We start from the raw sequence: 13,442 nt of genomic DNA, 5'->3' as shown, positions 1-13,442 counted from the left end.
CAATGCCGACCACGACGTCGATCTGTGAGCGTGGCGGTCCCGATGGGCCTGCGCCACGGCTGACACCCGCGCCCGCGGTGGATGAGGAGAACGTGATGAAGGCGTTTGTTCTACGCTCGTACGGCTCGCCCGACGTTTTGGATCTGACCGATATCGACAAGCCCGTGCCCGGCGACGACGAGGTGCTGATCCGGGTGCGCGCCACCTCCGTCCAGCCCTATGACTGGCACTTCATGAGAGGGGAGCCGTACCTCGCGCGCCTGATGGCCGGCGGCCCCGGGCTGCGCAAGCCGAAGATCAACATCTTGGGCGCCGACGTGGCGGGGCAGGTCGAGGCGGTCGGCAAGGACGTGACGGAGTTCCGCCCCGGTGATGAGGTGTTCGCCATGCCCAAGCAGGGCGGCTTCGCCGAGTACGTATGCGTCAGGGAAGACGAACTGGCGCCGAAGCCGAAGAACCTGTCGTTCGAGCAGGCGGCGGCCGTACCGATGGCGGCCGGCACCGCCCTGCTGGGCCTGCGCGACCAGGGACGAATCCAGCCGGGACAGGAAGTTCTCGTCAACGGGGCTTCGGGAGGCGTGGGCACGTTCGCCGTGCAGCTCGCCAAGGCGTTCGGGGCGGAGGTCACCGGCGTCTGCAGCACACGGAACGTGGACCTGGTCCGGTCGATCGGCGCAGACGAGGTCATCGACTACACCAAGGAAGACTTCACGCGGAACGGACGGCGCTACGATCTCCTGCTGGATGTCGCGGGAAGCCGTCCGGGATCGGCGTGCCGGCGGGTGTTGACACCTAAAGGGACCTACGTCGCCGTCGGCGGGCCGTCCGGCCGATGGCTACAGCCCGCCGGTCGCATATTCGCGACGCTCGCCATGGCGCCGCTCGTGCCCCAGAGAGTGGTCATGGCGGACGTGGTCCGCTGCACGGAGAACAAACAGAACCTGATGACGCTGACCGAGCTCATCGAGGACGGCAAGATCACTCCGATCATCGACCGGTGTTACCCCTTCGAGGAGATCCCGGCGGCCATCGGATACCTGGAAGAAGGACACGCTCCCGGGAAGGTCGTCATCGCGGTCTGAGACGCCGGATCCGCCACGTGCATGACGGTCGGCCGGTGAGCCGCTCGCACCCACCGCGCCAGGCAGAAGCAGCGCCGGGGCGCTAACCTCCCGGACATGGTTCATCCCCTTCGCCCCTTTCGGATCTTCACGCGGCTCGTTGACGGACAGATCTGCGCCTATGACTTGGTTTCTGACCCTTTGGGTGTGCTTTCACCGACCGAGGTATTCCGGCCGTCTTCGGATGACGAGGTCGTCGGGCACGCGGTTTCCCCGGAGCTTCAGCGTGCCGTCTACACGACCCTGAACGCGGTCGTCTGCGTGACGAACGATGGCGCCGAGGTCTGGCGGTCGGCGTTCGAGCCGCTGTCGGACCAGCAGTACGGGCACAGACCAGGCTGTGTGGTGTCGTTGGACGGCCGCGTGGTGTGGGTCTATCGGCCCGATGCCATGGCGGGTCGGGACAGGCCGGACCAGTGGGTCGCCCTGGACGCCGGGACCGGAGCGGTCATCGCTCAGGCGGATCTGGAGACTGCCGGACATGCGGGCCGCCAGCTTCGGCACCCGGCAGGCGAGCAGATCCTTCTGGACGTCGGTGAAGGACAGGACGGATCGATCATCTACCGGGCCACGCTGACCGGAGACAGGTTGGAACTCACCCGCTACCCCTGGTCCGATCGGTGCCTCATTGGACTGGCACCCGATGGGAGCCAGTTCATGACCGTTCACCATGAACAGGCCGATGTCGCATTCCACACCTACCCCGACGGCAAGGTGACGCTCGAACTCCCGGTCGAGGCCTTCGGTTGCGACCCGGACGAAGCCTATGTGGAATGGAGCGGTGGCTACCTCACCGCGGAGACAGCCATCGTGACCGTCGGCGGCGAGACCGAAGACGAGGAGGAGTGGTTCCGCCACTACCGCGTCAACCTGCGCTCAGGCCAGGTCGGAGCCGAGTTCACGGGAAACGCCGAGCACCTCTACGATCTTGAGCCGCTGGGAGACGGATCCTGGCTCACCACGGACCCTTCCGGCCACCCGGTCCGCTGGTCCGATCGATAAACCAGGTCCGCCAACCACGCACCCGGCCGGCCAGGAACCACTGTGCCCAGGCCGTGACGCCTTGTCAGGGATGATCAGCCGTCGAAGACTGGCAGGTCGAGCCGGCGGAGCCGTTCGGGATCGGACAGCACGTCGATGGCCAGGACCTTCCCGTCTGCGACGGTGAAGGCCATGACGGACAGCGGCTGCCCGTTCGCGATGGCGACGACTCCGGCGGCGCCGTTGATCAGCGCCGGCTGCACGAACGGGGAGAACCGTCTGAAGGTGAGCGCCTGCCCGGCCACGGTGTGTGCGCCGGTGATCACGACCGTGTGGCGGGCGCGTGCGGCGCCGCCGTCGGACCGCAGGACGACGCCGGGGTCGAGCACGGTGACGAGCGCGTCGAAGTCGCCGTCGCGGGCGGCGGCGAAGAACGCGTTGACGACGGCACGCTGGCGGGTGAGATCGGGGTCGGGAAGCGGGGCCTGGTCCCGCACCCGGCGGCGGGCGCGGCTGGCGAGCTGCCTCGCCGCTGCCGGGGAGCGTTCGATCATCGAGGCGATCTCCTCGAACGGCACGGCGAACATGTCGTGCAGCACGAACGCGAGCCGCTCGGCCGGCGACAGCGTCTCGAGCACCACCAGCAGCGCCAGCCCGACCGAGTCGGCCAGCACCGCCTCGTGCTCGGGGTCGACCCCGGAGTCGGGGCTGATGATCGGATCGGGCATGTGCACCTCGAAAGGTTCGTCGCGCCGATGCTGGCGCGAGCGCAGCATGTTCAGGCACACGCGCGCCACCACGGTGGTCAGCCACGCACCGAGGTTCTCCACGTCGCCGGTGTCGGCGCGGCTGACTCGCAGCCAGGCGTCCTGCACGGCGTCATCGGCCTCGCTCACCGAGCCGAGCATCCGGTAGGCCACCGCTCGCAGCTGAGTCCGATGTTCCTCGAAGCGCTCTGTCAGCCATTCGCGGTCGTCCACCGTGTCACGTTCCTTCCTTGCGGAGTGTCGTAACAGTAGACCCGCGAAAACCAGGCGATGTGACCGGGAAGGCGGCTCCCGGGCCGAACGATTGTCCTCGGGCCGGTGAGAACCGGCCCGTCGGCACCGCGCAGCGAGGTATCCGGACCGTCAGAGCCCGAGATCGTCCAGTTCCTTCAGCAGCGCGGCCCGGGGGTTCTGGTGAGGGGAGGCCGGGGTCGGCCGGGGACGGTCACGGTCGCGGTCGCGGAACAGCCAGCCGCCCAGCAAACCGGCGAGGAAGCCGAACAGATGGGCCTGCCAGCCGATGCCCTCCTGGGGCAGCAGCCCGGTGAACTGATAGGCGAAGGACAGGGCCATGACCACGCCTACCACGATGTCGATCAGATGCCGGTCGAATGCGCCGCGCACCAGCACGTAGCCGAAGTAGCCGAAGACAACGCCGCTCGCGCCTGCGCCCGTGCTCTGCGGGTCGGACGTGAACCAGGCGCCGAGGCCGCTCACCAGGATGATGAGTCCCGTCACGCCGAGGAACTTGGCGACACCCCGATAGGCGGACAGGAAGCCGAAGACGAACAGCGGCCCCGAGTTGGCCTCGATGTGCTCCCAGCTCCAGTGCAGGAACGGCGCCGACACGATGTCGGGCAGGCTTGCGGGGTTCCACGCCTGTATGCCGTGCCGGTAGCTCAGTGCATAACTCGATGCCCAGTTGGCGATTTGCATCATCCAGAGGACAGCCAGGAACCCGACCATCACCCAGAACGCCTTGCGGGCTTCGGCGATCATGATCTCGGCCGTACGGCCTGTGGCCTTCACCTGGTTCCTCCCTGGCTGTCCGTGCCTTGTGCGCGGGACCAGTATCGAGGCGAAAGATCACGAATGTGGCAGCAGACCGCAGTCATCCTCGGGCTCTCAGCACGGCGTTCGCCCGCTTGCCCCGACTTCCTGGCCGTGGAAGTTCGCCGTCCAACCACGCGCCCGCTCGTGACCAGCTCAGGAGCGCTTCGGTTCGAAGTGCAACGCGGTGATCCCGCAGTCGAACGGGCGCGCGGCGACGAGGCGAAGCCGCTGGTGGGCGTCGAGGGTGGGGAACACGGGCATGCCGGCGCCGATCGCGGTCGGGTTGACGAACAGGTGGAGTTCGTCGAGCAGGCCCTTGGCGATGAGGTTCGAGACGAGCGTGCCGCCTCCGTAGGCGATCATGTCTCCACCCGGCTGGCCCTTGAGCCTGTTCACCGTTTCGGCGAGGTCGTCGGCGACGACGGTGTTCTCCCAGGGGGATTCGGTGAGGGTGTTGGAGATCACGACCTTGGGCGTCTTGTTCATCCAGTCGATGGCTTCCTGGGTCTCGCCCTCGGGCCCGGCGGCCCACGTCGGGATGAACCCCTCGGCGAGCTTGCGGCCCAGCACGATGGTGTCGACCGGTGCGGTGAGCGCGGCGATGTAGGCGTTGATGTCGTCGGTCCACGGGAACGTCATCCAGTCCATCTCGCCATTCGGGCCGGCCATGTAGCCGTCGACGCTGGTCTGGACCTGGAGCTTGAACGTGCGCATGAGGTGTTTCCTCTCAGGGGGAGTGGCGGGGCCGTCCGGCCTGCTGTTTTCCTGTGCCTTCAGCTTGGCGGAGCCCCCTTACGAAACGCTTAAGGTCTCCTTCCGGTCGGACGGCGGCCGGAGAAGGTCGGCCAGCACCCTGCGATCCGGCTCCCCATCTCGCCGCATCTCCGCCGTCAGGCAGGCCCGCAGCGCCGTACCGGCGCTCTCGCCCGGCGCCGCCGCGAGCAGGTGGATCCCACACTGCCGGGTCTTGCGGGACCCGCCCGAACCGCCGGCGGCCAGTTTCGCCCAGGTCGGCACCGCGGCGGCGAGATGGGTGTAGATCTCGTGGTAGGCGCCCTCGACGCCGTGCTTGAGGAAGTGTTCGGTCGGCTTCTCCTGATCGGCGGGAACCGTTTCGTAGAGGTGCCGGAGCTGTTTCGTCGCGCCCAGGCTGCCATCGCGGGTCGCGACGCGGAGGATGAATTCCAGCAGCGCCTCCGGAACGTCCTCCTGGGCCATGCCGGCCACCAGCGCGATCATGAACCTCAGGGTGGGCCCGGCGATCTCCGAGACGGTGTGCTGGTGCAGCACCTCATCCCACATATCGCCCAGCGCCTGGTCGACGGCGAGGTCGTCGGGTGCCGCCAACCCCTTGAGCAGGAACGGGAAGTGCGCGCCGTCGCGGCCGAAGAACGTCTCGAACCGCTGCCATGATGATGATCAAGAAGTTTCCGGCAGGCCGGAGGCCCGGCTCTCGGCGGAGCCGGGTCCTCGCGGGTCCGGTCAGGGGGTGTCGGCCCGGGTTTTGCCGGGTACGGCTTCGCGGTAGCCGTCCTTCTCCTTGGCGGCGACGAGCTTGGCCGCCTTGTGAGCCGCGCGGGCCGGGTCGTCGTACCGCCGGTTGCGTACGGCACCGGCCGCGCCGACCTTTCCGGAGCGGGTGGAGACCAGGCCGAGTGTCTCGTCGTACAGGAGCTCCCAGAACCTGGGGGTCTTGCCTTGCTCCCTCAGCTCGAAGTAGCGGCGCTGCGCGTCCGGGTTCAACCGCTGGCCGTGGTTGAGCTGCGCCACCACGGGTGCGGCCTCCTCGATCGCGTCGGCGAAGAGGTCGAGGAAGCGCGTCGCCAGCATCCACGACAGGGATTTCTCCCACCAGAAACTGCGTGGATCATAGTCGGCATGGGTGAAGACCCGGCCATCCTCGGCCTCCCGGTCGGCGAGCACGGTGAAGATGCCAGAGCCGTCGAGCGTCTCGACCAGCACGTCCAGCGCGCTCATCAGCGGCCGGGCGGCGTCGGCCTCGGCAGGAGCCAGCCTTCGAAGGAAGTCCTCTCCCAGCTGCCGCGCGGCCGGCCGGCGGGACAGCACCTGCGACGGCGACAGGACCCGCGTTCCCACCCCGCCCACGGACCAGCGGGCGTGGCCGATCTCGCGCCAGAAGGCGCGCAACACCTCGGGGATCGGGTGCCGGCGCTCGGCCTCGTAGGCGGCGATCTCGTCGTCGGAGACGCCCGAGCCCACCTCGACCTCGATCGAGCCGATCAGGTCACCGTAGCCGTGGCTCCTCAGGTAATCGACGATCTCGGTGAGCGCCCGGGCGTGCCAGGCCGCGTCGCTGGGGTCGTCCCGGATCCGGTCCCTGATCCATTCCCGCACGGTCATGTCCTCGGGCCGGAGTCGGTCGTCCTGCCACTCCAGGCAGGTCAGGCCCGCGTCGTGGTCCCGTTGCGCCTCCAGCTCCCACCGTTCCTGTGCGGCGACCGCCTCCGCCTCGGTGGCGAAACGAGGGCCGCCGTTGATCCTCCGGTCGAACACGCGGCGATAGTCGCTTGAGTTGTTCGGGCCGTCGGGGTCCGGCGTGCGGAAGGTGCGCAGGATCGCGCCCTTGCCCGGCACGTACCAGGGGCTCGTCTCGGTCATGCCGGCCGCGGCGACGCTGCTCTTCACGCGGGCGAACGCGTTGGCTGCCGCGTCGACGCCGGGGAAGGAGAGGCCGAGACCGTCGAGCGAGCAGTTGTTCTGGCCCCACACGTAGGTCAGCCGGTCGCCATAGCGGATGACCTCGACGAATTCGTGTGCCCGGCGGTCCCAGAACAGCGCGCGCTCGGACAGTTCGGTCACGCCATCGAGGAACGCCCGCATTCGGCCGTAACCGATCGCCCGGGGCTCGAAAGGGAGGCCGGTGATCTCGTATCCGTCGAAGGCGCGCGCCACGCCGTCGACGTCGAGGAACCAGATCTCCCCGGTCGTCCTGTCATGCAGCAGCCGTCGCCGGACGGTCGTACCGGCCAGGATGCCGAGTTTCTTGTCGGAGATCTTCAGCCGTGGCGTGCCCTGGAGGCGGGCGGCCACGCCTTTCTCGACGAGGCGGCGGCGCTTGTCGTCCGCGGCTCCGGACAGGACCGCCTCCAGCTGCCCGGCCAGCTCCTCCGTCTCCAGCGGGTTGTCCCACCGCCTGGCGCGCGCGTGCTCGTCGGGCTGCAAGGGCGGTTCCGCGATGGAGGAGGCGAGGGCGTGTGCGGCGCGGACCAGGTCGTACGCCTTTGCGGTCAGGGCCGCCTCGATCCCGACCATGAGGGCGTACTTGAAGAAGCGGCGGGAAAGCTCCTCCACCGGCACCGGCCAGCCGGCCAGCTCCTGGAGCAGGTCCACCTTCGGCGGCCCCTGCTTCACGAAGTCGGCCAGGGCGTACGCGTAGCAGCCCGCGCCCATTCCGTCCCGCCGCTCGCGCACCATGGCCAGCGCCTCGCGGTGGACCTCGGCGGAGAAGACGCCGCCGATCGCGTTGCCCATCCGCCAGAACTCGCGCCGCTCGGTGAAGAGCCGCTCGATCAGCGCGGTCCGTGACCGGGGCGTCCCCATGTTGCCGACCGCGGAGTAGAGGTTCGCCACCAGGTCCTTGAGGAGGTCGTCCTCGGTCTCGCCGCGGTCGAAGACCTTCCCGCCCTTCTCCACGGAATCGGCGAAGCGCCTGCCGTACTCGTTGAGCGCCTCGATCAGGAAGTCCTCGGCGCCCGCGTGGGCGAAGCGGTAAAGCTGATGCCCGGCGGTGTTGCGGGCGAGGATGACCGGATGCGTGAGCTGGGTGGCGATCATCGCCCTGGCCACCCGCACCGCCTGCTCGTCCGAGAGCCGGGGCAGGACGTAGGTCTCCTCGCTGAACGGGTTGAACAGCTGGCTCCACAGCGAATCGATGGTCGTATGGCCGGCGGGCAGCTCTGCCAGGCGCATCAGCTCGTCGAAGATCTCCGGCTCGTGCGCGAACGGTGCGAGCGCCGTGAGGACCTCCTTCTTCATCTGCTTGGCCGTGTAGGTCGCCATGGAGTCGGCGTCGTCGGGTTCGGCGGCGTGCTCCAGCACCCGCAGCATGACGCGGACGAGAGGGTGGCCGGGGGAGGTGATCTCACCGGCGATGTCGGCGAGCACCTGCTGGTGGGACTGGAACGGCAGAGCCTCGAAACCCCGGGCGGCGAGTTCCCCCCGGTCGGGGTCGTCACCCGCGAGGACGGCGCGGATCGCCCACGAGCTCACCTCGGCCGCGTATTCGTCCACGTCCGCACGGTGCAGGACGCGGCGCGCGACCGCCCGCGCCAACGCCGGGTCGGCGATCCTCGAGATGATCGCCGAGTGGTCGTCCGGCGTCGCCAGTTCTTGCAGGATCGGTGCGGACGCCTCCGCCAGCGCCCACGCCCGCTCCAGTTCGTCGGCGGGCATCAGGAACTCGCGCCCGGCCAGTTCCTGAGCGTGCTGGAGTATGGCGAGGACGCGCCGATGGTACGGATCCTTGTCCAGCAGGAAACCGATCACCGTCTCCAGTGCGTCCAGGTCGCGAACCAGCGAATGGACCTGCCACAACGTCGCCAGCACCCACGGCCAGGTCTCGCCGGTGGTGGTCGCCGTCCGCGCGAACTCGTCGGCATGGGGGCTGGCCTCCATCCCGGCGCGCTGGTCGAGCAGGGCGCGCAGCGCCGCGGAGCCGGGCGCCGCATCCATCCGTGTCGCCGCCGCGGCGACCTCGGCGTCCGTCAACGTGCCCCCCTCCAGGCCGTCACGGACGAGCACGAACTTCATCAGCGACTTCGCCCGGGGCTCGATCTCCATGGAGACCAGCGCGGTGCGCGCCTGTTCCGCCTCGGGCGCGTCGTCGCCGGTGTACAGGAGCGCGAGCGAGCGGCGCGTCCTGAATCCCGGCACGATCGTCACATCCCCGTCCAGCGGCAGCGACCCGAAAGCCGCCGCGAACGCGTCGACCAGCGGCGTACGGCACGGCGCCTGCCCGATCGCCGCGAGCACCCGTGCCCGCTGCGGCTCCATCGCCAGCAGCGACGTGTGCAGCAGCCAGTAGATCGCCAGATGCGGGTCCCCGGCCAGCAGCGGCAACTCCGCCAGCAGGCTCTTCTCCGCGGCCTCATCTGTCGGCCAGATGGCGCGGAAACGCCCGATCGCGCTCCGTGTCAGCTCGTCGTCGTCCTGGATCACCCGGCCCTGGTGGTTGCGCAGCGGTTGCGAGAGCAGCCAGACCAGCCACTGGTACCTCGTGGCCAGCGCAGGCGTGCCGGGCGCCTCGCCGGGCCGGGCCGCCGGTCGTTCCTTGGTCCGGAAGGCGTCGCGAAGCTCGTTCTCGTCGCAGCCCTTGTCCACTTCCTCCTTGAAGGCGCGCCAGTCGTCCAGCGAGTCGAAGTGGAGGTAGAGCTCGCGGGTCTCGTGGTCCTGCCACCACACCCGCCCGTCCCCGCGGACGTCCAGCAGCGTGTAGTTGTCGCCCTCGTCATCAAGGACGAAGAAACCCGCGAGCGTCTTGTCGATCGCCCCGAAGTACGAATAGTTGCTCCCGAGATGCGCCTTGACGAGATCGTCGGCAAACGGGTCGGTCAGTTGCTCCACCGACGCCGCGGCCGTCTCCGGGGTGATCGGCAGCCCGTAGAACCGGCTGATCGGGTCATGCTCGTCCATCGACGATTCCTCTTGCTCATGTGTCAACGGGGGCCGAACCGCTTCTCCGCCTCTGCGGCGCTGATGACGCGATGCCCGGGAGGCGAGGGCACGGTGTTGTTCATGCCGCGGATGCTAGAGCCTGCGCCGGACATTCCCATGATCCCGCTCACCGGTCCGGTCCGGCACGGGCCCGCCGGTCCGGCGGTGGAGCGCTTCGCCGGCCGGTGGTGACATACCTGGTCCGCCGGTGACACGCCTGGTCGGCAAGGTCAGGGAAGCCGGCGCGCTGGAACCGTACGGCAGCGCCGGACCGGCCGCGCGTCGGTAAATCTACGTACCAAAGTTAGGTATTTCTACTGACACATCCCGTGCGCCCCGGCCGGCGGTGATCTCGTTGTGGCGAGGCTACTCTCCGGTGAGCCCGTCCACCGATTCCCGGAGAAGGTCGGCATGGCCGTTGTGCCGCGCGTACTCCTCGATCATGTGGCACAGGATCCATCGCAGGCTCGGCGCCCGGCCGTCGGGCCAGGTACGGCGGGCCGGCTGCTCCAGACCGCCGTTGGCCAGCGCGTCTGCGACCATGGAGCGTGAGTGGGCCACGGCGTTCTGCCAGAGCGTCAGGAGCTGCTCAGGCGAGTCCTCGGCGGCCGAGTGCCACTCCCAGTCGGGGTCGGCCTTCCAGTCCACCGTGTCCCACGGGGGTTGCCGGTCTCGCCCGTGCAACCATCGGGAGAACCAGTCGGCCTCGATGTAGGCCAGGTGTTTGAGCAGCCCGCCCAGGGTCATCTGCGAGGATCCGACCGTCGCTGTCAGACCCTCCGGGTCCAGTCCCGTGCACTTCCACGCCAGGGTCGCGCGCTGGTACTCCAGAAACCCCAGAAGGGTGGCGGTCTCGTCGGCCGCGAGTGGAGGTTCCGGACGCTCCTGCTCACCTAGATCAGTCATGGGCGGTGAGTTTATCGGCGGATCATCGCTAATGCCTTTTAATAAGCAAGTCCGCGTTCTCGCGACGGCTCCGCTAATTGATCCAGGGTTTTCTGACCCAGAAATCAGGCCCATATCGCCATGCCCCGGAGGGCGCGCGCGGGAACCGCCCCCCGCGGGGGCTCTGCCACTGGGAGAGCCCCCGCGGAGGGCGGTGTCGTGCGAGTGAGCGTGCGCGACCTCAGCTGTCGGTCGTGACCGCGGCGTACTGGTACTTCGTGTAGCCGTTCTCATCCCCGGAATGCGACCGGCCGGTCATGACGTGGTAGGGACTCACCGACGCGAAATGGTTGCTCTCCTTCATGCTCGAGCTCCAGATCCGGGAGATGACTCGCAGCTGCCTTCCCTGCCAGAACAGCGCACCGGGCTGGTAGCTCGTGTAGCCGTTCTCGTCCCCCTTGTGCCGCCTGCCAATGATGACCTCGTTCTCATTGGTTTCGTAGAGCGAACTGCTCTCCCTCCCCGCGGAAACCCAACTGCGGGGTTCCACCGTGACCTGCTCGCCGTTGATGAGAATCCGGCTGCAGTAGTACGTCGTGTAGCCGTTCTCGTCCCCGGAGTGCTTGCGGCCGGTCATCACCTGGTTGGCAGGGCAGGTGAACCAGGCGCCGTCCGACTCTTTCACGGTCGAGGTGGTCTGGAGTTGGACTTCGACCGTGTTGACCGTGGCGGCGGACGCCGCCGGTGCCATGGTCAGAACGGCCCAAGCGGCAGCCGCAATCCCAGCGGGTAGGGCCCTCTTGTACATGTTCACGTCTTTCGGGTTCCTTTCTGCCATCGTTCGGTGTGTCCCGGAGAGCGTGTGCGCCGGCAGCTCACGCCCTTCCGGGTGTTGATCCACAACCAAGGCTGGCGGCCGCCTCTTGTATCTGAGCAGGAGCCGGCTTGCGGCCGCGAGGTCGATGACTTGGAAACCAGTGAAAGAGCGGACGCCCGGGGAGCGGGAGGTCAGCCGCCGCGTACGGCCTGCCACTCGGCCATCAGCGCGAACAAGGTGACCGGGTCCAGCGCGGGCAGTCCCGGATCGAGTTCCCGATACCGCTGGTGGACGTTGACCACGACGCGCTCGGCGTCCAGCCAGGTGCCGTACTCGCCCAGGTCGATCCCGAACGCCGCCTCCTTGGCGTCCAGGCCCTTGGCGTACGCCGCGTCGGCCTGCTCGGTGACATGGCCGAGGTAGCCGCGCACGGCGCGGATGCCGTCGATGTCGGTCACGGGCCCGTGCCCCGGCACCACCAGCGCGGGATCCAGGCCGATCATGGTGTCGCAGGCGGCGATCCAGTTGGCGATCGGGCCGCCCCACACGATCGGGGTGCAGCCGATGAACAGCAGGTCGCCGGCGAACAGCACGCCGGCGTCGGGAACGTGCACCACGGAGTCGGCCCCGGTGTGCGCCGGGCCCAGGTCGAGCACGTGGATCTCGCGCCCGCCGACGTCCAGCGTGAGCCGGCCTTCGTAGGTCTGGTCGGGGTGCCGCAGGCGGATGCCGCTGAAGTCGAACGTACGGAAACGATCACGCAGGTACGGCGTCAGCACCGGCCCGAGATCGACCACCTGGAGTGCCACGGTCATGTCGGGCGGAACCTCGGTGTGCATCTCCTCCGCGGTGCCCTTGGCGGCGATGACGCGGACCGACTCCGCCAGCAGCTGCCCGCCGTGCGTGTGGTCGCCGTTGGCATGGGTGAGCACGGCGTGCGTCAGCGGGTTCCGGTCGGTGATCTCGCGCATGGCGGACAGCATCTCGGCGGTGAGCGGCAGGTCGTAGAGGGTGTCGACGAGCAGCGACGCGCCCTGGCCCGCGACGAGCCCGGCGTTGCTCAGGCCGTACCCGCCGTCGGGCAGCAGCCACGCCCAGACGCCGTCGCCGACCTGGTGCAGCCCCCTCGTGTACGGCACGGCCGCCCTGGCCCGGTTGACCCGCGGCCTCCCACGTTCGGCGGCGGGCCGGGGACGGGAGGGGAGCGGCAGCGGCGGGTCGGTGGCGCGGACGGCCTGCCGTACCTCGCCGAGCCCGTCCACGCTCAGGGTGACCACGTCGCCGTCCTTGAGCCAGCCGGGGAAGGCCGCGGGGGCGGGGAAGCCGAAGTGTTCGATCAGGCAGCACCCGGGCACGGTGCCCGACCCGAACACGTCGCCCGGCCGTAGCTCGACACCGCGCGAGGCATAGGAGATGACCTCGCCGAACGTCCAGTCCATGGTGTCGGTCCCGCCGCTTCCGATCACGTCGCCGTTGACCTTCGCCTCCGCGCGGAGGGCGAGCCTGCCGTCGCGGCGGTACGGCTCCAGCTCGTCGGGGGTGACCAGCCAGGGGCCGAGCGTGGTCGCGCCGTCCTTGCCCTTGGCCTGCCCGATCTTGAGCTGGCCCTCCAGGAGTTGCAGGTCGCGGGCGCTCCAGTCGCAGTAGATGGTGTAGCCGGCGATGCGCCGCTCGGCCTCCTCCGGGCTCAGGTCGCGCCCTCCCTCGCCGATGACCGCGGCGATCTCCAGTTCGAAGTCGAACCACGCGCTGCCCGGGGCGATCGGCACGTCGTCGTACGGCCCGACGACGGTGGAGGGCGCGCCGAAGTAGAAGGCGGGGATGTCGTACCAGATGCCCGGCAGCTCTCCCGAGCCCCCCGCGACCTTGAGGCAGTTCCGCATGTGGTCGAGATAGCACAGGCAGTCGCGAATCGACGGTGGCACGGGGACGGGGGCGCGCAACCTGGTCCCGGCGAGGGGGATCACCTCGTACGGCGCGGCCAGCGCCCGCGCGCCGGCTTCGCGGAGATCGGCCAGCAGGTCGATCAGCGAGGTGCCCGGCGGCAGCCCGTGGATTCGCTCGCCGTCGAGGACGCCGACCCGGTCTCCGCCGTCCGACATGTAGGTAACCCAGCGCATGAAACCTCCAAAAAGAAGTTCTGTG

General features: G+C 68.8%; 10 protein-coding genes. 2 read left to right on the top strand and 8 right to left on the bottom strand.

From position 1 onward, the window contains the following. The first annotated feature begins 95 nt into the window (after positions 1-95). Positions 96-1,082, top strand: coding sequence for an NAD(P)-dependent alcohol dehydrogenase (locus ACFY2X_RS29530; RefSeq protein WP_389944295.1), 987 nt, complete (start codon positions 96-98; stop codon positions 1,080-1,082). A gap of 186 nt (positions 1,083-1,268) precedes the next feature. Next, entirely contained in the window at positions 1,269-2,123 is an 855-nt protein-coding gene (locus ACFY2X_RS29525) for a hypothetical protein (protein ID WP_389944292.1), read from the top strand. 74 nt (positions 2,124-2,197) lie between these two features. Here ACFY2X_RS29525 and sigJ read toward each other — a convergent pair whose 3' ends face one another. The 8 genes from sigJ to ACFY2X_RS29485 form a co-directional block, all read right to left on the bottom strand. Further along, complete coding sequence (gene sigJ, locus ACFY2X_RS29520; RefSeq protein ID WP_389944289.1) at positions 2,198-3,082, bottom strand: RNA polymerase sigma factor SigJ; 885 nt, start codon at positions 3,080-3,082, stop codon at positions 2,198-2,200. 150 nt (positions 3,083-3,232) lie between these two features. Beyond that, complete coding sequence (locus ACFY2X_RS29515) at positions 3,233-3,898, bottom strand: rhomboid family intramembrane serine protease (protein ID WP_389944286.1); 666 nt, start codon at positions 3,896-3,898, stop codon at positions 3,233-3,235. Positions 3,899-4,075: 177 nt separating this feature from the next. Further along, complete coding sequence (locus ACFY2X_RS29510) at positions 4,076-4,636, bottom strand: dihydrofolate reductase family protein (protein WP_389944283.1); 561 nt, start codon at positions 4,634-4,636, stop codon at positions 4,076-4,078. A 78-nt stretch (positions 4,637-4,714) separates the two neighbouring features. Next, the gene (locus ACFY2X_RS29505) at positions 4,715-5,269 is read right to left on the bottom strand and encodes a hypothetical protein (RefSeq protein ID WP_389944280.1); all 555 of its coding nucleotides are present in this window, start codon (positions 5,267-5,269) and stop codon (positions 4,715-4,717) included. A gap of 135 nt (positions 5,270-5,404) precedes the next feature. Beyond that, positions 5,405-9,574 carry a WGR domain-containing protein gene (locus ACFY2X_RS29500; RefSeq protein ID WP_389944277.1) on the bottom strand — a complete coding sequence of 1,390 codons (4,170 nt, stop codon included), beginning with the start codon at positions 9,572-9,574 and terminating at the stop codon, positions 5,405-5,407. A gap of 387 nt (positions 9,575-9,961) precedes the next feature. Further along, entirely contained in the window at positions 9,962-10,501 is a 540-nt protein-coding gene (locus ACFY2X_RS29495; RefSeq protein ID WP_389944274.1) for a DinB family protein, read from the bottom strand. A 220-nt stretch (positions 10,502-10,721) separates the two neighbouring features. Beyond that, positions 10,722-11,231 (bottom strand): hypothetical protein, encoded by a 510-nt coding sequence (locus ACFY2X_RS29490; protein WP_389944271.1) that lies wholly within the window; start codon positions 11,229-11,231, stop codon positions 10,722-10,724. Positions 11,232-11,488: 257 nt separating this feature from the next. Beyond that, on the bottom strand, positions 11,489-13,417 hold the full coding sequence (locus tag ACFY2X_RS29485) for a fumarylacetoacetate hydrolase family protein (protein ID WP_389944268.1): 1,929 nt from the start codon (positions 13,415-13,417) through the stop codon (positions 11,489-11,491). Positions 13,418-13,442: the final 25 nt, after the last annotated feature.

The sequence above is a fragment of the Streptosporangium sp. NPDC000396 genome, from assembly GCF_042898655.1.
In the GTDB taxonomy this organism is placed as follows: Bacteria; Actinomycetota; Actinomycetes; order Streptosporangiales; family Streptosporangiaceae; genus Streptosporangium.
The sequence above is the reverse complement of the archived record's forward strand: the minus strand, read 5'-3'. Positions and strand labels throughout refer to the sequence as shown.